Raw genomic sequence first — 19677 nt, forward strand, 5'->3', positions numbered from 1 at the left:
CGTGCGGTATCGTCCGCAATTGACGGGCCATTATCTGCACTGCCCTCAGGGTATTCGCGCGCCAGTCGGCCGACAATGCGGCGCGACAGTCGCCATACAAGGATGTTCCCGGGCAAACCGGCGCGGCATGTTAAACTCCCCAAGTTATTCGGTGCTCCGGCGCCGCCGTTCCCAAGCCCCCAGTATTCCAGCCTGGCCATGCCTCTGTCCCAGCCCGTCAACCGCTCCCTGCGCCATCGCCGTGCCATTACGGCCGAGGCGTACCAGAGAGAGGACGGCCTGTGGGATGTCGAGGTGCGCCTGACCGACACCAAGCCCCGCGATATCGAACTTGCCGGCGACCGTATCCGCCCGGTGGGCCAGCCCCTGCACGACCTTTGGCTGCGCGTCACGATCAACGAGGACATGACGGTGCTGGATGCCGAGGCCTGCTCTGACTGGGTGCCGTATCCGTCGCAATGCGACACCATCGGCCCGGCCTACCGCAAGCTGATCGGCCTGAACCTGCGCAAGGGCTTTCGCAAGGCCGTGCGCGAGCGCCTGGCCGGCATCAACGGCTGCTCCCACCTGACCGAAGCCGCCGGCGTGCTGCCCAGCACCGCGATCCAGGCGTTTGCCGGCGAAGTCATCAGCATCCGCGACAACGGCGAGGACGATCCGAATCCGGAGCCGCCCTATCAGTTGAACGGCTGCCACGCGCTGCGTTTCGACGGCGAGGTGGTCCGTGAGTTTTACCCGCGCTGGTATGGTCACCAGCCGACGCCCAAGGCAAGGGCCGAGGCCGCACCTGCCGTCGCAACCGCGCCTCGGGCGCCCGCCGTGGCCAATGGCGACCGCGGTGGTCAAGCCAACGACGACGGCAATGACGCTGTCCCGGCCGACAGGCCAACCGGCACTTCCGGCTGATTCTCAGGATCAGCCAGCAAGACGAGAGAGTTCGTCTCCTTTTTCAGATTCTTCCCTCTACCTTTTACGCCTACCCGAAAGGAAACACGCATGAATATCCATGAGTATCAAGGCAAGGAACTCCTGCGCAAATACAATGTGCCGGTTCCGCGCGGCATCCCCGCGTTCTCGGTTGACGAGGCCCTGAAGGCCGCAGAACAGCTCGGCGGCCCGGTGTGGGTTGTCAAGGCGCAGATTCATGCGGGTGGCCGCGGCAAGGGCGGCGGCGTCAAGGTTGCCAAGAGCATCGAAGACGTCAAGACCTATGCTTCGAACATCCTGGGCATGCAGCTGGTCACGCACCAGACCGGTCCGGAAGGCAAGAAGGTCAACCGCCTGCTGATCGAAGAAGGCGCCGACATCAAGAAGGAACTGTACGTTTCGCTGGTGGTGGACCGCGTTTCGCAGAAGATCGCCCTGATGGCGTCGAGCGAAGGCGGCATGGACATCGAAGAAGTCGCTGCCCACACCCCGGAAAAGATCCACACCCTGATCATCGAGCCGTCGACCGGCCTGACCGACGCTGACGCCGACGACATCGCCCGCAAGATCGGCGTGCCCGACGCTTCGGTTGCCCAGGCTCGCCAGGCCCTGCAAGGCCTGTACAAGGCGTTCTACGACACCGACGCTTCGCTGGCCGAAATCAACCCGCTGATCCTGACCGGCGAAGGCAAGGTCATCGCGCTGGACGCCAAGTTCAACTTCGACTCGAACGCGCTGTTCCGTCACCCGGAAATCGTGGCCTACCGCGACCTGGATGAAGAAGACGCCAACGAAATCGAAGCCTCGAAGTTCGACCTGGCCTACATCTCGCTGGACGGCAACATCGGCTGCCTGGTGAACGGCGCCGGCCTGGCCATGGCCACCATGGACACCATCAAGCTGTTTGGCGGCGAGCCGGCCAACTTCCTCGACGTGGGCGGCGGTGCCACCACCGAGAAGGTGACCGAAGCCTTCAAGCTGATGCTGAGCAACAAGAACGTGCAGGCCATCCTGGTCAACATCTTCGGCGGCATCATGCGTTGCGACGTGATCGCCGAAGGCGTGATCTCGGCCTCGAAGGCCGTGTCGCTGAACGTGCCGCTGGTCGTGCGCATGAAGGGCACCAACGAAGATCTCGGCAAGAAGATGCTGGCCGAATCGGGCCTGCCCATCATCGCCGCCGACACGATGGAAGAAGCCGCCCAGAAGGTGGTGGCCGCTGCCGCTGGCAAGTAAGCCGTCGCACGAACGCAACCATACGCGAACGCGAGCCGTGCGCAGGCGCTCCCTTGAGCCCCTGTGCGCGCGGCTCGTAGAAAAGCAAAGGATTACAGCATGTCGATTCTGATCAACAAAGACACCAAGGTCATCACCCAGGGCATTACCGGCAAGACCGGCCAGTTCCACACCCGTGGCTGCCGCGACTACGCCAATGGCAAGAACGCCTTCGTAGCAGGCGTGAACCCGAAGAAGGCCGGCGAAGACTTCGAAGGCATTCCCATCTACGCCAGCGTCAAGGACGCCAAGGCCCAGACCGGCGCTACCGTGTCGGTCATCTACGTGCCGCCCGCAGGCGCCGCTGCCGCAATCTGGGAAGCCGTTGACGCCGACCTGGACCTGGTGGTCTGCATTACCGAAGGCATCCCCGTGCGCGACATGATGGAAGTCAAGGACCGCATGCGCCGCGAGAACAAGAAGACCCTGCTGCTGGGACCGAACTGCCCGGGCCTGATCACGCCGGACGAAATCAAGATCGGCATCATGCCGGGTCACATCCACAAGAAGGGCCGCATCGGCGTGGTGTCGCGCTCGGGCACCCTGACGTACGAAGCCGTGGGCCAGCTGACCGCGCTGGGCCTGGGCCAGTCGTCGGCTGTTGGCATTGGTGGCGACCCCATCAACGGCCTGAAGCACATCGACGTCATGAAGATGTTCAACGACGATCCGGAAACGGACGCCGTGGTCATGATCGGTGAGATCGGTGGTCCGGACGAAGCCAACGCCGCCAACTGGATCAAGGACAACATGAAGAAGCCGGTGGTTGGCTTCATCGCTGGCGTGACCGCGCCTCCGGGCAAGCGCATGGGCCACGCCGGCGCGCTGATCTCGGGCGGTGCCGACACCGCCCAGGCCAAGCTGGAAATCATGGAAGCCTGCGGTATCAAGGTGACCAAGAACCCGTCGGAGATGGGCCGCCTGCTGAAGGCGATGCTGTAAGGTCTGCTTGCCGTTCCCGCTGTTGCGGGAATGACAGACTTGTGATGCCCCCGCCCCTCGGCGGGGGCATTGTCTTTTCCGGGGAGTGATTCCGGCGCCATGAATCCCCCGAAAGATTACAGGATTGAAATGTAATCGAAAGGTTCGTGGGTTAAACAGTCATGTCTGCGCTTTCAGACATCCGAAAACCCGTCAGATGACGGGGCGCGCCGTCACATAGAACCGCCAATTACATAGAACTCGAGGAGCCTCCCCGTGGAACTGCTGTCTTCCACCACTTTCTGGATTGCGTTGGGATCGATCATCCTGACCAACATCGTCCTGTCCGGCGACAACGCGGTGGTGATCGCGCTCGCCTCGCGCAACCTGCCGCCGGCCCAGCAGAAGAAGGCCATTTTCTGGGGCAGCGCCGCCGCCATCATCATGCGCGTGGTGCTGACCGTGGCCGCGGTCAAGCTGCTGAGCCTGCCGTACCTGAAGATCGTCGGCGCCGTGCTGCTGGTCTATATCGGCGTGCAACTGCTGACCGGCGATGACGACGAGGACGGCCACGACGGCAAGGACAATATCTGGGCCGCCATCCGCACCATCCTGATCGCCGACCTGGTGATGTCGCTGGACAACGTGGTGGCCGTGGCCGCCGCCGCGCAGAAGGGTCCCGAGGGCAGCCAGCTGATGCTGCTGATCATCGGCCTGGGCCTGTCGATCCCGCTGATCGTGTTCGGCAGCACGCTGCTGCTCAAGGTGATGGAACGCTTCCCGGTCATCATCGTGCTGGGCGCCGCGCTGCTGGGTTACCTGGCTGGTGAGATGCTGGTCAGCGACCCGGTCGATGCCGCCTGGTTCGAGGTCCACGTCCCGCACGCCCACCTGGTATTCGGCGCCGCCGGCGCGATCCTGGTGGTGATCCTCGGCAAGCTGCTGAGCCGCCGGTCGGCGCAGACGGCCTGACGGGAACCTGCATCGCACGAAAGGGCGGCCGGTTGGCCGCCCTTTTTTGTTGCCCCTTCGCGGAACTCACCCTGTCGGTGGGACAGCCCACTAACTCATGTGAGTGATCGCACTTTTTGTCGCTTTGGCGGGTGGTAGTGCGGCCAGGTGACAAAATTTGGCGCATGTGGCGGGCTTCTCCGTGCCGGGTGACGAAATTTGTCGTTTTTTGCCCCCTACGGACGGGGGATATGCCTGGCACGCTTACTGCTGATTAGTCCCCGCGTCACGAAACCGAAGACGTGCAACGCTTAACCAAAAATCTCTTCGAGGGGTCAAATCATGCAACGGGTACAACAACTGAAGAAGCTGGGCCGTCGAGTCCAGAAGGGCTTTACGCTGATCGAACTGATGATCGTGGTGGCGATCATTGGTATCTTGGCGGCGATCGCAATTCCGCAGTATCAGGACTATGTGACGAAGTCGAAGTGGCAGAACAACATCTCGGACTTGGCTGCACTGAAGACGGCTGTGAGTCAATGTCTCCAAGTCAATGCCGGTGACGGATCGTTGTGCGATACGGCTTCCGATTTGAACATCACTTCGCTACCGACGCCGAAGTACGCAACCGCCGCAGTTGTGCTGACTGGTACTGCTGCCGTTGGTGGTGCGACCCCGACTCCCGGTAAAGTGAACGTTACGTTCACCGGCAAGCCCGACGTTGGTAGCTTCGTCTATGCAGCTGATTGGGCGCCTGACGCAAGCGGAACTCAAGTTACGTACACTAAGGTCGCGGCTGACACCATTCCGACAAACATTATGCCGGCCGCCAATCGCTGATAAACCTTGGTGTGTGGCGGTCAAAGCGCCTTCGGGCGCTTTTTCTTTGCCCGCCCCCCAAGCTATCATGCGCCTTTCCCCAAATCAGGCGCCTCGATGCCGCCGTCCCGGACAACCTTCCCGTCGGCTGCCCTCATCGCAGCAATCGTCTTCCCGCTGCTAGTCTCCCGGCATACGCTCCCACTCGCGACGTTCTACGGCGAATGGACCGCCGCATGCTGCGCGCTCGCCCTGATCGCGTTCCAGGCACTTCGCAAGCCCGCCATACCAGCGGCATACGCGACGATTTCGCTGCCGTGGGTAGCCTTGCTGTTCTGCTGGCTCGCAGCCGTCGGGCTCACTCGCATCGCTCTCGGCCACGCCGACATCACCGGCAGCGCGACTCTCACCGTCCTGACCCTGTTGCTCGGCGCCACCGTGACATGCGCGGCATGGTCGTACCGCCGCAGTCGGGCATCCGGGACGCTCGATGCCGGCGACACCCTGGCCATCGCGTTCCTGATCGCCGGCCTGCTCGGCACCGTCACGCAGTGGGTCCAACTCTTCCATCTCGAACGCAGCACCTTCGGCCTCGTTTCCACCTACTTCTACGACGATAACCGCCGCCTCTGGGGCAACCTGAACCAGCCCAACCACCAGGCCACCGTGCATGGCATCGCACTGGTCGCGTCAGTCTGGCTGGCCTCGCGCGGCAGGCTGCGCTTCCCGATGTGGCTGGCAGCGGTAGCACTGCTGGAGAGCGGCATCGTGCTATCCGGATCGCGCACCGGCGTGCTGCATGTCGGTCTGGCCGCGCTCTACGCACTGGTGGCCGCCTGGCTGCAGCGCGGCATGCCACGCGAGGTGGATCCGATGCGGCGCACGACCGGACTGCTGGTGGCCGCGGCCGCCATGGTTGCAATGCTGCTGGTGCTGCAGCCAGCGATCCGCAGCGCCGGCCAGCTGCTTGACTGGCGCCTGTTCGACACGATCGCGCAACTGGAAGCCGAGGACCAGATGTCGGCCCGTGGCGCGCTCTGGGCGCATGCGATGGCGATGTTCCGCGCGCACCCCTGGATCGGCGTCGGCTGGGGCGAGTTCGGCTGGGCGCAATTCATGCAGCTGCCGCAGGTCGGCGTGAAGGTGGAGATGTCCCTGCACGCCCACAATGCCGTGCTGGACCTGCTGGCCAAGACCGGCATCGCCGGCACGCTCGGGGTCGCGCTGATTCTCGCGGCGTGGCTGTGGCGCGTGGTGCGGGCGCGGCTCTGGCAGGCAGAACATGGAGAGCGCCGCGAAGCGGGGCTGATGCTGACGTGGCTGGCGATGCTGTGCGCGCATTCGATGCTCGAATACCCGTTGCACTACCTGTACTTCTTGCTGCCGTTCTGTTTCCTGCTGGGCTGGCTGGAGCCTGCCGCGGCCGGACCATGGCGCGTCCGGGCCAGCGTGGCGAAGGGCCTCAGCGTGGCGTTCATTGCGCTTGCCGTTGCCATCCTGGCCACCATGTGGCAGGACTACCGCCGCGCCGAGGCACGCGAGTACGCCGCCAGCGAAACCCGCAACACCCTGCCGATGCCGCGCTTCTGGTTCCGCCAGCATGCGCAGGCCGATGCCGCGGGCCTGGCCGTCATCACGCCGCAGAATGCAGCGCAACTTCTGCCCGCGCATATCGCCGCGGTGCACCTGCTGCCGACCCCGACGATGATCGCACGCACGGCATGGCTGCTCGCGCTGACCGGCGATGCCGCGCAGGGCCGCCTGTGGATGGAGCGGCTGCGCTGGTATTACCTGGGCGATGAAGTCACGCAATACGCCGACATCGTGAAGTCATGCCGGGAATTGTCCGCCGACGAACGCCCGCAGGCGTTCTGCGCCTGGGTTACCGACCGCTCGCGCCGGTTCTCCGCGTGGGGACGCAAGTGACCTAGTAGTAGGGCGCGTAGTAGGCCGGCGGCGGCGCGTAGTAGTACCGCGGCGCCGGCGCAGGTGCCGCGGCAACCCGCCCCGATACCGGCACGCGGTTGCCGCTGGCATACATGCACTGCACGTAGGCGGCATCGTATTGCCGCTGCGTGCCATAGCCCGCGTACTGGGCGTTGCCCGCGCCCACCGCCGCGCCCGTCAGCAGGCCAACGCCGGCGCCAACCGCCGCGCCTGATCCGCCATTGAACGCCGCACCGGCCGCCGCACCGAGGGCGGAGCCGACCACGGCGCTGCCGACCGCCGCGTTGTTCGCGGCCTGCGAGGAAGTCACGCCACCAACCTGCCCGAAGGCGAACTGGCGGCAGTTGTAGTCGTCGGCGCGGAACTGGTCGAAGCTCTTGCCGGTGCCCGGCAACGCCATCACGCTCGGGCCCGAAGGCATCACGACGCAGGCGCCGAGGGCCAGGGTGGCCACGGCGAGCGTGGCGCGGGTCAGGACTCGCATGCTGCGCTCCACGCTGTCAGGAGTTTGCCGGCGGCTGAGCCGGCACGCGTTGCCAGCCTCCCGGGCAGGATTGCACGTAGGGGTAGTAGCCTTCAGGCTGGTTGCAGTGGTACCACCAGCCCTGGTCCTGCGGCACGGCCCGTTCGGGACCCGGGGCGGGCACCGGCCCGTTGGGCCCCTGCTCGATGTATTGAGGTGGCTCGACCGGCACGGCGACGGCCGGAGCCGGGTAGTAATACGGCGCCGGGTACGAAGGGTAGTAATACGGGTAGCCGCCGAACACGACGCTGGGGCCAAAATAGATACCCACGCCGACACGCGTCTTGATCATGCCGCCGCGTGTGTCGGCGCCATGCCAGTCGGCATTGTGGATATCGGCCCGCCCGGCAAGGGCGGCGCCGCTCGCGGCCGTGGCCGCCAGTGCCAGTACCAGCTGGCAGAGCTTGCGCCCGTTCATGGTATTCACCTTTCCCCCGCGTGGCCGGAAGGCACGCCGCGGGCAGAGGCAGCCGGCCGCAAAATGCGCCGGCCCGCAATCGTATTGAATACCAAATTGTGAAGCGCGGGCATGCCGCCGGCGCGGCTGGAAATGCGGCGTTACCTTTATTACCGAGGAACGACAGGCCGGTAAGACGCCGTGACCTGACACGACACCTGACGCGACATGCCAGGTCCGTCGTCCCCGCATCCGCCCATGGGCGCCGACCTATTCGGCGAACAGGTCTGGACCAAACACCTCGTAATGAATGCGCGATTCATGGACGCCTAGATTCTTCAGTGCGTCATGCTGCATTCGCATGAATGGAATCGGGCCGCAGATGTAGTAATCGGCGTCAGGCAGCAGAATCGATTTTTCGATTTGCTTTACGTCGACCAGGCCCGCGTGGTCATAGTCGCGCCCTTGCACGTCTTCTGGCAGCGGCTGGTCATAGAAGACGAAGAGTTCAAGGTTCTCATAGGTCTTCGCCGCCTCGCGCAGCTTGTCTCGCATGGCGTGCACTGCACTATTGCGGGCGCCATGCGCGAAGACGACTTTCCGCGGCGGCGCCTGCAGCGCGGTCTTGAGCATGCTGATCATGGGCGTCAGCCCCACGCCGCCGCTGATCAGCACAATGGGCGTGGTGGCGTTGACGTCGATATGGAAACTCCCATATGGCGTGGCAAGCTTGACCTCATCGCCGACATTGACGTGATCGTGCAGCAGGTTGGAAACATAGCCAGGTGGCTGGGTGTCGCCGCTTTCCCGCTTGACTGAAATCCGATAGCTGCGCCCGTTCGGCATATCGGACAGGCTGTATTGGCGGATTTGCTGCAGGCCGAGTGCGGGCACATCGACTGCAATGCTGGTGTATTGACCGGGCTTGAAGTTCGCGACCGGCTTGCCGTCGGCCGGCTCAAGGACGAAGGACGTGATCACGCCGCTTTCGGGGCGCTTCTCGCGGACGACAAAGGTTCGCCACCCGGTCCAGCCGCCGTCCTGCCCGGCCGAACCTTCGTACAGGGCGCTCTCCATGCCCATCAGGACATCGGCCAGGTTGCCATAGGCTTGCGCCCACGCGGAGATGATTTCCTCGGTCGCTGCGCTGCCCAGGACTTCCCTGATGGCCGCCAGCAGGTGCTCGCCGACGATGGGGTATTGCTCCGGCTTGACGCCCAGGCTCGCGTGCTTGTTGGCAATGTTGTTCAGCACGGCCATCAGGCTGCTGGGGTCTTCGATATTCTCCGCATACGCGTAGACCGCCCGCGCCAATGCCTGCTGCTGCTCGCCCCGTTCCTGATGCGCCATGTTGAACACATTTTTCAGTTCGGGATGCGCTTCGAACATGCGCTTGTAGAAGCACTTGATAATGTCGTAGCCGTGTTCCGCCAGTACCGGGGCGGTGGCTTTCACGATGTCCTTCGTCTTCTGGGTAAGCATTGCCTCTTCTCCTTTGGCAAGGTGATGGGAGCCAGGCGGTGACGCTGCGTCCGTGCGGGCGCGATTCGCGATTCTCGTTTTCCGGCTGCCCTGAGCAATGTCTAGTCTAGGTGCGGTGATTGCCGTTTGGCACGTGCCGGCCCACGGGCGGTGCAGCCAGGCCGGTCACTGAGCTGTGGCGGCCACCCAGTCGCCCGACTTGCCGCCATGCTTTTCCAGCAGCTTCACATTGCCGATCACCATGCCGCGGTCCACCGCCTTGCACATGTCGTAGATCGTCAGCAGCGCCACCTGCACGCCGGTCAGCGCTTCCATCTCGACGCCGGTCTGTCCGCGGGTCTCGGTGCGCACGGTGCAGGCGACGGTGGCGCTGGCCTCGTCGAGCGCAAAGTCGACCGCGACCTTGGTCAGCCCGATCGGATGGCATAGCGGGATCAGGTCGGCGGTACGCTTGGTGGCCATGATCGCTGCCACCCGTGCAATGCCGAGCACGTCGCCCTTCCTGGCATTGCCGTCGCGAACCAGCGCGAAGGTGTCGGGCAGCATGGTGATGGTGCCGGTGGCTACGGCCACGCGGTGCGTGCTGGACTTGTCGCCGACGTCGACCATATGGGCCTGGCCGGCGGTATCGAAATGGGTGAGCTGGGTCATGGCTGGGCGTTATGCAGGGCGTTGTGCAGGAGGCCTTTGGCGGGGGCGGGAACCGTCTGATGGGAACGGCCACCGGAGGCCGCTATCATAGCAACATGCCAAAACAACCATCGCTTCGCAGGTCTGCCGCACCCGGCCATTGCGCCGCGGCGGATGCCGCGCCTGCCGGTTCCGCGTCACATCGTGGTGGCGCCGGGTCGCCATGGCGGCGGCCGCTGGCGGCGGTGCTGGCGCTGAGCATTGCATCGCCGGCGTGGCCGCAGGCAACGCCCCGCGCGCCTGCTTCGGCCCCGGCCGCCGCCGCACCGGCCACGCCGGTGGCATCCACGCGGGCGCCGCAGCCGGTGCCGTCGTTGTCCGGCGATGCCAGCGACCAGGTCTACGACAACCTGAACCGCAGCATCAAGGCGGGCCAGAAATCCGAGTTCGGCCTGCGTACCAACAACCCGGTGGTCGAGGGCGGCGGAGTGCAACTGCCGGACCTGGGCGACCCGTCCACGGCAGCGCTGTCGCCCGACATGGAGAAGCGCCTGGGCGACCGCATCATGCGCGACATCCGCCGCGATCCGCTGTACGTGCCGGACCCGCTGCTGTCGGATTACCTGAACGCGCTCGGCTACCGGCTGGTGCAGGCGGCGCGGCGGCAGAGCATCTCGGGCTCGACCGGCGCCGGCACCTTTGCCACCGGCTTCGACCTGTTCGCGGTGCGCGACCGCAGCATCAACGCCTTCGCGCTGCCGGGCGGCTATATCGGCGTGCATACGGGGCTGCTGGTGCAGTCCGATACAGAGTCGGAACTGGCCTCGGTGCTGGGCCATGAAATCGGCCACGTGATGCAGCGCCATATCGCGCGCGGCATCACCTCGCAAGACCGGTCAATGTGGATCGCGCTGGCCTCGATGGTGCTGGCCGGGCTGGCCGCCACGCGCAGCCCCGATGCCGCGGCGGCGCTGGCGATGGGCGGGCAGGGCGCCGCCATTGCCAACCAGCTGTCGTTCTCGCGCGGCGCGGAGCGCGAGGCCGATCGCGTCGGCTTCCAGATCATGACCGCGGCGGGCTTCGACCCGCAGGGCATGCCCGATTTCTTCGCGCGGCTGCAGCGCGTGTCCGGCATCTCGGAAAGCTCGGTGCCGTCCTATGTGCGCACCCACCCGCTGACTTCCGAGCGTCTTGCCGACATGCAGGACCGCGTGAGCCACGCCAACGCGCGCAAGGTGCCCAATACGCCCGAGTACGAGTTCGCCCGGATGCGCGCGCGCGTGATCCAGGAATCGTCGCCGAGCGACCTGCAGGCGTTGCGCAACTCGCTGAACGCGCAGTTGCCGGGTGCCTCGGCGCTGCGGGCGCCGGCGCTGCACTACGGCCTCGCCTTCACCGAGCAGCGGCTGGGCCGCACCGCCGCCGCCGAACAGGAACTGGCCGAGGCGCGGCGCCTGTACGGCACCATCCCCGGTGCCAGCTCGGGCAGCCCCATGCTGGACGTGATGGCGATCCAGCTGGCGCGCACGCAGGGCCGCGTGCCCGAGGCGCTGGCACAGGCCACGGCGTCGATGAAAGCCTTCCCGCTGTCGCATGCGGTGTCGGTCACCTATGCCGAGACCCTGGTCGGCTCGGGCCGCTACGACGAGGCGGTGCGCTTCCTGCGCGAGCGCACGCGCCAGGAAACCAGCCGCAGCGACTGGTGGGAAATGCTGGCACGCGCGTACGCCGGCCAGGGCAAGCGGGTGCAGCAGCACCAGGCGCTGGCCGAGAAATATGCGATGGACGGCGCCTACCAGGCCGCGATCGAACAGCTGCAGATCGCGCGCAAGGCCGGCGACGGCGACTTCTATACGCTGTCCGAGGTGGATGCCCGCCTGCACCAGCTGGAACGCCAGTACCGCGAGGACAAGCAGGACAGCAAGGGCATGCCGAACTGAGGCAAGCCCGGCCGCGCGGCGTCAGGCCGCCGGCTGGCGCACGAAGCCGAAGCGCTTCGGCAGCTCGCTTTCCGCGATGGGCTCGATCGGGAGGTCGCGGCCGTCGTGGTGGAAAAGGCCCAGCTCGGTGCCGCAGGCTTCGCCATGCCAGGTGCTGCTGCTGCTGAAAGTTTCCAGGTCATGGTCATGCAGCAACGCGGCCTGCGTGCCATCGACACCGTCGACCGTCCCCGCCAGTACCACGTTGCCGTGCTCGTCGGCATAGCAGGCCTGCAGCCTGAACGGCTGCCGCGAGGTCGTGCTTAGCGCGCCCTGGTGCAGCCGCACGATCCACGGCGCGTACGCCAGCCCCACGAAAACCTTTTGCGGCCCGTTCTGGAAATACCACGCGCCGCGCTCGTCGCTCAGGTAGTTGCGTTCGATAAAGCCGATCAACGCTTCATTGCGCACCGGCTCGCCGGTCAGGCCGTGCTGCTGGGCGTATTCATTGCGCAGGCGCCACTGCCCGCGCCGGTCCAGCGCGAGCCAGCCATAGGCGTTGGGCACGTTGGGCCAGCGCGCCATGGCTTGCCTGACGATGTCGTCCATCTCCGTCTCCTCCGCCGGCAAGGCGCCACGCACGCCGCCGGCCTTACATCATGCTGTCGAAAAAGCGCAGGATCCGCGCCGGGAGCCATTCGATGTGGCCGCCGAATGCCACGCCTGACTGGCTGTCGGGCAGCCACAGATGGCGCCGCCAGCCTTCCTCCGGGGTCATGAAGCCGACATGGCCGCCGTACTCCGGCTGCTCCAGCCACACCTGCGGGCTAACGTCGGCCGGGCCGGGCAGGTGCCGTTCGGGCAGGAAGGGATCGTTGCGCGCATTGAGCACCAGCGTGGGCACGGCAATCGCGCCCAGCACCGGCTTGCTGGCGGCGCGGCGCCAGTAGTCGTCGGTGTCGGCATAGCCGTGCAGCGGCGCCGTGACCACGTTGTCGAAGGCGTACAGGTCGCGGCTGGCCAGCATCGCCTCGCGGTCGAACAAGCCCGGGAACTGCTGCAGCTTGGCCAGCGACTTGCGCTTGAGCGTCTGCAGGAACATGCGCGTGTAGAGCAGGTTGAAGCCGGCCGACAACGCCGCGCCGCCGGCAGCCAGGTCCAGCGGGGCCGAGATCGCGGCCGCGGCGGACACGTGGCCGGCAGCGGCGCCGTCTTCGCCGAGCAGGCGCAGCAGCGCATTGCCGCCCAGCGAAATGCCGACCACCAGCAGCTTGCGGCCCTGGGCGCAGTGCTGGCGGTGCACGCGTTCCAGCACCCAGCGCAGCTCGGCCGAGTCGCCGGAGTGGTAGAAGCGCGGCGCCAGGTTGAGCTCGCCGGAGCAGCCGCGGAAATGCGGGATCACGCCCTGCCAGCCGCGCGCGCCGAGCGCGTGCATCAGCGCCTGCGCGTAGTGGCTGTTCGAATTGCCCTCCAGCCCATGGAACATCACCACCAGTGGCGTGTCAGGCTGCACCGGGTGGGTGGTCCAGTCGAGGTCGATGAAGTCGCCGTCAGGCGTGTCCCAGCGCTCGCGCCGGTAGGCGACGCGTGGCGGGCGGCGCGTAAAGCGGGCGGGGATGATGGTCTGGGCATGGCCGCCGCGCAGCCACCAGGGAATGGCGATGCCGTCGCCGTAGCCATGGCCATGCCCGTGCGGCGCGGCGGCAGGCGTCAAACGATGCGGCGGGAGATCGGGGCGCTGCGTCATGACAGCTCGGTATTGCAGGGTGCGGTAGTGCGGCAGTGCGGGATTGCAGTCTTGCGGCCCTGCGCCATGGCGGGCGGGCCGTGCCGCCCGCCAGGCTCAGTGCAGCGCCTGGCCGGGTGCTGCAGCCACCGCGGCCACCTGCACGGCGTTGGCCGGGCTGCAGTGGATATGCGCCAGGCGCCAGCCTTCGTGGTTTTGCATCAGCACGTAGGTGGTGTGCACGTACAGGTCGGCTTCGACCCGGTCGCCGCCGAAGCGCAGCGCCTCGGTCACGTCGAAGATCGACACGGCCATCGACGCGTGGCTGCTGGTTTCGATCGCATCGACCAGCACCGGCTGCTCTTCCAGCAGTTGCGAGAACGCCTGGCGCAGCTGTTCGTGGCCGATCATGCGCTGGCCGTCGGGCAGCACGCAGGTGATCGAATCCTCGTCCAGCCACAGGCGCAGCGCGCCTTCGGCATCGCGCTGCTTGAGCGCCTCGCGGAAGGCTTCGACGATGTCTTCGGCAGAATCGAACAGGCGGGCAAAACGAGGCATGGTGGCAGTGTCAGGGTATCAGGGCCGGTGCAGCAGCTTGCGCAGCTCAACGAAGACCATTTCGGGTTCGATCTCTTTCAGGCAGCGCAGGTGGCCCAGCGGGCACTCGCGCTTGAAGCACGGGCTGCACTCCAGCTGCAGCCACATGATACTCGCTGCCTGTGACAGCGGCGGCGTGTGGCGCGGATCGCTCGAGCCATAGACCGCCACCTGCGGCCGGTTCAGCGCCGCGGTCACGTGCATCAGCCCGGAATCGTTGCAGACCGCGGCCTCGGACAGCGCCAGCAGGTCGACGGCGTCGTCCAGCGAGGTCTGCCCGCACAGGTTGCGCACGAACGGCGCGTCCTTGACGATCTCGGCGGCGATCTCGGCGTCCTTGGCCGAGCCCAGCGTGATCATCTGCGCGTACGGGTAGGAGCGGCGCAGCATCTGCGCCAGCCTGGCGAAGTGGCCGGCGGGCCAGCGCTTGGCGGGGCCGAACTCGGCGCCCGGGCAGAACGCGATCACGCGCGTGTGCGGGGCAATGCCGAAGCGCTCGGCGGTCGCCGCCATGCGCGTCGGGTCGACGCGCAGGCGCGGCTCGGGGATGTTCTCGGGCAGGCGCGCGCCGGGCTTGAGCGCGAGGCGGGCATAGTGCTCGACCATCGGCGGGCGGTGGTCGCGCGGCGGGTTGGCATGGCGCACGTTGAGCATGCCGAAGCGCGCTTCGCCACGGTAGCCGATGCGCAGCGGAATGCCGGCCAGCCACGGGATCAGCGCCGACTTGAGCGAATTCGGCAGCACGTAGGCGAGGTCGTAGCCTTCGTTCTTGAGCTGCTGCGCGAACATCAGCCGCGCCGACAGTTGCAGCTTGCCGTGCGCCAGGTCGGACGGGAACACGCGGTTGATCTCGGGCATGCGCGCGAGCACCGGCGCCACCCACTTGGGCGCGAGGGCGTCGATGGCCAGGCGCGGATGGCGCGCCTTGAGCAGCGCGAACAGCGGCTGCGCCATCAGGGCGTCGCCGATCCAGTTGGGGGCGATGACGAGGGCTTTCTTCATGGGCGGGGCGCGGGGAGCCGGTTCGCGGGCGCGATCTTCGGCGCAATCGTCGGCACAATCGCAGAAGCGATCGCCGACAAAATCACCGGGAACAGCAACGCTCCGGGGCGCCAACAGGCGGCCCGGAGCGTCGGGGTCGTGCGAATACCGGCGGCTCGGGTCAGTGGTGGCCCTTCAGCACGGTGCCCGGCTTGAGCTTGTAGACGGTACCGCAGTAAGGGCACTTGGCTTCGCCGGTGTCGGCCACGTCCAGGAACACGCGCGGATGGTAGTTCCAGGCCGGGGTGTTGGCGGTGGGGCAGTGCAGCGGAATGTCTTCGGCGCCGATTTCGATGATGGTGGCGGTTTGCGTCATGGTGTTGCGGGGATTGAGGCTGATTGTTCGTCAAAACAAGGCATGCCCCGCGCGCACGGCGGCGGGTGCGGGGCACGAGGGCTGGCGGCCGGTGCTCAGACCAGCGTCAGCCACTTCTTGTACTTTTCGTTGGTGCCGCCCACGGCGGCAAAGAACGCGTCCTGGATCTGCCTGGTCACCGGGCCGCGGCGGCCTTCGCCGATGATGCGGTCATCCAGTTCGCGGATCGGCGTGACTTCGGCGGCGGTGCCGGTGAAGAAGGCTTCGTCGGCGCAGTACATCTCGTCGCGGGTGATGCGCTTCTCGCGCACTTCGATGCCCAGGTCGCGCGCGATGGTCAGCGTGGCGTCGCGCGTGATGCCGTCCAGGCACGAGGCCAGGTCAGGGGTGTAGATCACGCCGTTGCGCACGATAAAGACGTTCTCGCCCGAGCCTTCGCTGACATAGCCTTCGGTGTCGAGCAGCAGCGCTTCGTCGTAGCCCAGGCCGGTCGCTTCCTGGTTGGCCAGGATCGAGTTGATGTAGTAGCCGCTGGCCTTGGCGCGCACCAGCGACACGTTGACGTGGTGGCGGGTAAAGGACGAAGTCTTCACGCGGATGCCGCGCTCCATGCCTTCCTCGCCCAGGTAGGCGCCCCACGGCCACGCCGCGATCGCCACGTGGATGGTGTTGCCCTTGGCCGACACGCCCAGCTTTTCCGAGCCGATCCACACGATCGGGCGGATGTAGCAGGATTCCAGGTTGTTGGCGCGCACCACTTCGCGCGTGGCGGTTTCCAGCGTGGCCTCGTCGAACGGCATCGCCATCTGGAAGATCTTGGCGGAGTTGAACAGGCGGCGGGTGTGCTCTTTCAGGCGGAAGATGGCGGTGCCTTCGGGCGTCTTGTAGGCGCGCACGCCCTCGAACACGCCCATGCCGTAGTGCAGCGTATGCGTCAGCACGTGGATCTTTGCATCGCGCCATTCGATCAGCTTGCCGTCCATCCAAATCTTGCCGTCGCGATCCGCCATCGACATCTCTATTCTCCCAGCGCCGTGAAAGTAGCAAAAACGACATTGTAAGCCCGGGGGGCATGGGTGCCAACGCAGCCGGCAGGGGGAAGGGGGCAGTGGCGGACTAGAATCCTCATTTCCGTGCGTTTGCCGGCTCGCCGGTTGCATCGCCCGCGCCTGCCCCGACGCCATACCGTTTTCTTCGTGCCTTTGACTACACATTCCGACCCGCATGCCGAACCCGGCCAGCCCGGCTGGGAGCAGGCGCTGGAAGCGCTGCGCGCGCTGGCCAGTGCCGAGCCCGCCGCTGCCATCGAAGGCGGGCGCCGCCTGCTGTGGGCGCTGACGCTGGAACCGGACGGTGCCGTGGCCACCATCGAGCCGCTCGAGCAGGTGCGCGGGGCGCGCGGCTGGGGCAAGCCCAGGCCCATACCGCTGGCGCGCGTGGCCGAGGACGACCGGCTCGAGCCGTGGGACGCACGCATCGCGCGTGCGATCCGGCGCGATGCCTCGCACAACCGGCGCTATGTGCTGGACCGCGCTGCCGCCGCCATGGCGCTGGTCGGCCACCCGGGCGTGGTGCTGGTTCATGCCCCGGCACAGACGCTGGACGTAGTTGAAGACGCGCCCGCGCTGGAGGCCGTGCACAGCGCCGGCCGCTTCGTGCTGCGCCTCTACCCCCCGCTGCGCGAGGCGCCGGCGATGGAGGCCTTGCTGCCCGCCGCCGCGCGCCAGGAAGCCGAGGCGCTGCGCCAGGTCAGCGTGCTGCGCGACGGGCCGCACCGGCTGAAGGTGCTCCGCTTCACCCCGGCGCAGTTCGATGCCGCGCGGCTGATCGGCGACGGGCTGGCGATCCCGGAGGATGGCCAGGCCCAGTTGGACCGCACCCTGCGCGCGCTGGCCGGCCACTTCCAGGTCCATGCCGACCAGGCCGCCGGCACGCGCCCGGTCGAAGCCGACGCGCGGCTGCGCGCGGAGGTCGCGCCCATCGGCGGCGTGGCCGGGCGCGGCATCACGATGCGGCTGGTGGTCACGCCGCTGGGCCAGCTCGGGCCCCGCCTGGCGCCGGGCGCGGGCAGGGAGCGCCTGATGGCCGCGGTGCGCGGCGAGACGCTGGTCACCCAGCGCGATCTCGATGCCGAACTGGCCAGCGTGGCCGAGGTCTTCGCCGCGCTTCCGGTGCTTGTCACGCAGTCGCCGCCGGGCGGCGAGTACACCTGGACGCTGGACGATCCCGAAGATGCGCTGACCGTGCTCGAAGCGCTGCCCGGCCTGCCCGCGGTGCAGGCCGTGGAATGGCCGCGCGGCAAGGAAATCCGCATCGTCCCCGCCGATCTGCCGCAACTTGGCGTGCATATCGAAAGCCGCGGCGCGTGGTACCGGCTGGCCGGTGAGCTGCGCGTGGCCGAGGGGCTGGTGCTGGAGCTGGGCAAGCTGATCGACTGGACCGGCAGCCACGCCGGCCGCTTCGTGCCGATGGGGCAGGGTGTCTTCGTGGCGCTGACCCGCGCGCTGCGCGGCCAGTTGCGCGACCTGGCGTCGGTGGCCGAGCGCATTCCCGACGGCATCCGCGTGCCGCAGATGGCCACGCCGTGGCTGGACGACGTGCTGGCCGGCGTGGGGATCGATCCGGACGCGCATTTCCGCCAGCGCATCGCCCGCCTGCGCGCGGCGCGCGACACGCCAATCACCGTGCCCGCCACGCTTGCGGCGGAACTGCGCCCCTACCAGGAGGCCGGCTACCGCTGGGCGATGACGCTGGCCGCCTCGGGGCTGGGCGCCTGCCTGGCCGACGACATGGGCCTGGGCAAGACCGTGCAGGCGCTGGCGGTGCTGGTGGCGCGCGCGGCCGGCGGCGCCGCGCTGGTGATCGTGCCCACCTCGGTGTGCGGCAACTGGGCCGCCGAGGCACGACGCTTTGCGCCGACCCTGAATGTCCACGTCTATGCAGAGGGCGAGCGCGATACGCTGCTAGAGCAGGCCGGCCCGCATGACCTGGTGATCGTCTCGTACACGCTGCTGCAGCAGGCGCGACAGGACTTCTGCGCGCGCGACTGGCATACCGTGGTCGCCGACGAGGCGCAGGCGTTCAAGAACGCCATTACGCGGCGCGCGCAGGCGATGTTCGATTTGCGCGCGGACTTCCGCATGGCGTTGAGCGGCACGCCGGTGGAAAACCGGCTGGCCGAGCTATGGTCGGTGATGCGCTTCTGCAACCCGGGTTTGCTGGGCTCGCTGGCCCGCTTCAACGAGCATTTCGCCAACCCGATCGAGCGCGGCGGCGTGCGCGAGGCCCGCCAGCGCCTGCGCCGCATGATCGCGCCCTTCGTGCTGCGGCGGACCAAGGCCCAGGTGCTCGACGAACTGCCGCCGCGCACTGAGCTGGTGATCCGGGTCGAGCCCGAGCCGGTGGAGGCCGCGCACTACGAAGCCCTGCGCCGTCAGGCGCAGACCCAGGCCGAAGCCGCGCTGGCGCGCGTGGATGCGGCGCGCAAGGCCACGCATGGCGCGCCGGCCGGGGCAAAGGCGCGCGCGCTTGCCCAGGCGCAGCAGCAATCGCAGGCGCGCATCCATGTGCTGGCGCAGATCATGCGCCTGCGCCGCGCCGCGTGCGACCCGCGCCTGGCAACGCCCGAAATCGGCAGCCAGATGGAGGAGGGCGCCAAGCTGCGCGCCTTCGTGGCACTGGCGAGCGAACTTGCCGCCAGCGGCCACAAGACGCTGGTGTTCAGCCAGTTCGTCGACTTCCTGCAGTTGCTGAGGCGGGGCCTGGAGCGCGCCGGGCTGGCGCTGCAGTACCTGGACGGCGCCACGCCGGCGGCCGAGCGCACGCGCCGCGTGGCCGCTTTCCAGGCGGGCGAGGGCGATGTCTTCCTGATCAGCCTGAAGGCCGGCGGCTTCGGCCTGAACCTGACCGCGGCCGACTACGTGATCATCGCCGACCCCTGGTGGAACCCCGCGGCCGAGGACCAGGCCATGGGCCGCGCGCACCGCATCGGCCAGCAGCGCCCCGTGACGGTGTACCGGCTGATCAACGCCGGCACCATCGAGGAGCGCATTGTCGCCCTGCACCGCGACAAGCGGGCGCTGGCCGACGGGCTGCTGGATGCAGATGACGAAAGCGCCGCCGGGACCGGCGCGCCATTGCCGGATGTCGACGAGCTGGTGGGCCTGCTGCGCCGCTGAACGTCACATCAGGTCGCACACCGGCGCA

18 protein-coding genes are annotated in these 19677 nt (G+C 67.2%); 8 read left to right on the forward strand and 10 right to left on the reverse strand.

Annotated features, from left to right (window positions below; translation table 11 throughout):
- Positions 1–198: 198 nt before the first annotated feature.
- The 6 genes from CTP10_RS02525 (at position 199) to CTP10_RS02550 (ending at position 6819) form a co-directional block, all read left to right on the forward strand.
- Complete coding sequence (locus CTP10_RS02525) at positions 199–906, forward strand: DUF2889 domain-containing protein (protein WP_116317180.1); 708 nt, start codon at positions 199–201, stop codon at positions 904–906.
- Positions 907–996: 90 nt separating this feature from the next.
- Positions 997–2163: an ADP-forming succinate--CoA ligase subunit beta gene (gene sucC / locus CTP10_RS02530; RefSeq protein ID WP_116317181.1), complete on the forward strand. Its 1167-nt coding sequence runs from the start codon at positions 997–999 to the stop codon at positions 2161–2163.
- A gap of 99 nt (positions 2164–2262) precedes the next feature.
- Positions 2263–3144 (forward strand): succinate--CoA ligase subunit alpha, encoded by an 882-nt coding sequence (gene sucD, locus CTP10_RS02535; RefSeq protein WP_062796940.1) that lies wholly within the window; start codon positions 2263–2265, stop codon positions 3142–3144.
- Between the two features lie 255 nt (positions 3145–3399).
- Positions 3400–4095 (forward strand): TerC family protein, encoded by a 696-nt coding sequence (locus tag CTP10_RS02540; RefSeq protein ID WP_116317182.1) that lies wholly within the window; start codon positions 3400–3402, stop codon positions 4093–4095.
- Positions 4096–4416: 321 nt separating this feature from the next.
- Positions 4417–4914, forward strand: coding sequence for a pilin (locus CTP10_RS02545; RefSeq protein ID WP_116317183.1), 498 nt, complete (start codon positions 4417–4419; stop codon positions 4912–4914).
- Between the two features lie 96 nt (positions 4915–5010).
- On the forward strand, positions 5011–6819 hold the full coding sequence (locus CTP10_RS02550) for a PglL family O-oligosaccharyltransferase (protein ID WP_116317184.1): 1809 nt from the start codon (positions 5011–5013) through the stop codon (positions 6817–6819).
- Position 6820: 1 nt separating this feature from the next.
- Here CTP10_RS02550 and CTP10_RS02555 read toward each other — a convergent pair whose 3' ends face one another.
- The 4 genes from CTP10_RS02555 to moaC form a co-directional block, all read right to left on the reverse strand.
- Positions 6821–7324 carry a hypothetical protein gene (locus CTP10_RS02555; protein ID WP_116317185.1) on the reverse strand — a complete coding sequence of 168 codons (504 nt, stop codon included), beginning with the start codon at positions 7322–7324 and terminating at the stop codon, positions 6821–6823.
- Positions 7325–7340: 16 nt separating this feature from the next.
- The gene (locus CTP10_RS02560; RefSeq protein ID WP_116317186.1) at positions 7341–7781 is read right to left on the reverse strand and encodes a hypothetical protein; all 441 of its coding nucleotides are present in this window, start codon (positions 7779–7781) and stop codon (positions 7341–7343) included.
- Positions 7782–8030: 249 nt separating this feature from the next.
- Positions 8031–9242 carry an NO-inducible flavohemoprotein gene (gene hmpA / locus CTP10_RS02565; protein WP_116317187.1) on the reverse strand — a complete coding sequence of 404 codons (1212 nt, stop codon included), beginning with the start codon at positions 9240–9242 and terminating at the stop codon, positions 8031–8033.
- A gap of 165 nt (positions 9243–9407) precedes the next feature.
- Positions 9408–9893, reverse strand: a complete 486-nt coding sequence (gene moaC, locus CTP10_RS02570; RefSeq protein WP_116317188.1) for a cyclic pyranopterin monophosphate synthase MoaC — start codon at positions 9891–9893, stop codon at positions 9408–9410.
- A gap of 95 nt (positions 9894–9988) precedes the next feature.
- On the opposite strand from moaC, the gene CTP10_RS02575 reads away from it, so the two are divergent.
- Positions 9989–11812: a beta-barrel assembly-enhancing protease gene (locus tag CTP10_RS02575; protein ID WP_116317820.1), complete on the forward strand. Its 1824-nt coding sequence runs from the start codon at positions 9989–9991 to the stop codon at positions 11810–11812.
- A gap of 21 nt (positions 11813–11833) precedes the next feature.
- Here the strand turns inward: CTP10_RS02575 and CTP10_RS02580 are convergent, their stop codons facing one another.
- The 6 genes from CTP10_RS02580 to CTP10_RS02605 all read right to left on the reverse strand — a co-directional run bounded on the left by CTP10_RS02580 (position 11834) and on the right by CTP10_RS02605 (position 16487).
- Complete coding sequence (locus CTP10_RS02580) at positions 11834–12400, reverse strand: DUF2946 family protein (protein WP_116317189.1); 567 nt, start codon at positions 12398–12400, stop codon at positions 11834–11836.
- Between the two features lie 43 nt (positions 12401–12443).
- Positions 12444–13538, reverse strand: a complete 1095-nt coding sequence (locus CTP10_RS02585) for a YheT family hydrolase (protein ID WP_116317190.1) — start codon at positions 13536–13538, stop codon at positions 12444–12446.
- A gap of 96 nt (positions 13539–13634) precedes the next feature.
- Complete coding sequence (locus CTP10_RS02590) at positions 13635–14075, reverse strand: YybH family protein (RefSeq protein WP_116317191.1); 441 nt, start codon at positions 14073–14075, stop codon at positions 13635–13637.
- A gap of 18 nt (positions 14076–14093) precedes the next feature.
- Positions 14094–15116: a lipopolysaccharide heptosyltransferase II gene (gene waaF, locus CTP10_RS02595; RefSeq protein WP_116317192.1), complete on the reverse strand. Its 1023-nt coding sequence runs from the start codon at positions 15114–15116 to the stop codon at positions 14094–14096.
- A gap of 160 nt (positions 15117–15276) precedes the next feature.
- Positions 15277–15471 carry a zinc-finger domain-containing protein gene (locus CTP10_RS02600; RefSeq protein WP_010812205.1) on the reverse strand — a complete coding sequence of 65 codons (195 nt, stop codon included), beginning with the start codon at positions 15469–15471 and terminating at the stop codon, positions 15277–15279.
- Positions 15472–15566: 95 nt separating this feature from the next.
- Positions 15567–16487, reverse strand: a complete 921-nt coding sequence (locus CTP10_RS02605; protein ID WP_116317193.1) for a branched-chain amino acid transaminase — start codon at positions 16485–16487, stop codon at positions 15567–15569.
- Positions 16488–16667: 180 nt separating this feature from the next.
- Here CTP10_RS02605 and CTP10_RS02610 point away from each other — a divergent pair, with 180 nt between their 5' ends.
- A complete protein-coding gene (locus tag CTP10_RS02610; RefSeq protein WP_116317821.1) occupies positions 16668–19649 on the forward strand; it encodes a DEAD/DEAH box helicase in 2982 nt (993 codons plus the stop codon).
- Positions 19650–19677 lie beyond the last annotated feature (28 nt).

Source organism: Cupriavidus sp. P-10 (genome assembly GCF_003402535.2).
In the GTDB taxonomy this organism is placed as follows: Bacteria; Pseudomonadota; Gammaproteobacteria; order Burkholderiales; family Burkholderiaceae; genus Cupriavidus.